Origin of the sequence: Deinococcus malanensis, from assembly GCF_014647655.1 — a bacterium.
In the GTDB taxonomy this organism is placed as follows: domain Bacteria; phylum Deinococcota; class Deinococci; order Deinococcales; family Deinococcaceae; genus Deinococcus; species Deinococcus malanensis.
In genome coordinates, this window is record NZ_BMPP01000075.1 from 1 (window position 1) to 537 (window position 537).

Annotated in this window: 1 protein-coding gene; it reads left to right on the plus strand. The window is 65.0% G+C overall.

Annotated elements, in window-relative coordinates; genetic code table 11:
* The coding region (locus IEY49_RS21290; protein WP_189012400.1) for a GAF domain-containing protein at positions 1-537 on the plus strand (537 nt) is incomplete at both ends.

Sequence of the window (537 nt, forward strand, 5' to 3'; positions counted from 1 at the left end):
CCGACGTTCCACGAGGAACACCTCGCGTACATGGTCAGCACTCTCCACGACATTCACGCCTCGAAGGACACCGAAGCACGCCTCACGGTGCTCCGCCTCATCACGACCAGGCTCTCCGACGCGAAGCACCTCTCCGACGTCCTGGCCGTCTTGCCCGATAGTGCGCGCGTTCTGCACGCTCCGCGAGCCAGCCTCACCCTCGTGCGCGACGGCGAACTCCACCTCGTCGGCACCTTCGGCTTCCCCGAAACAACACTTGACGCGTTTCGTGTGCTGCCTGAAGACGCTGACGTGCCCGTCCGGGAGGTACTGCGGACGGGTGAACCGCTGGTGTTGCCGTACGAAGCGTTCGCCGCACGCTACCCGCACCTCGCATCCCTCCAGCACTCACCATCGCAAACGCTGGCGTTCATTCCTCTCCGGGCGGACGGACGGACCCTCGGGGTCCTCACCCTCGGCTTCCTCGAGCATCACGACATTACCGAAGCGGAACGGACGTTCCTCCTTACTCTCGCCAGCAGCCTCGCCAGCACCCTC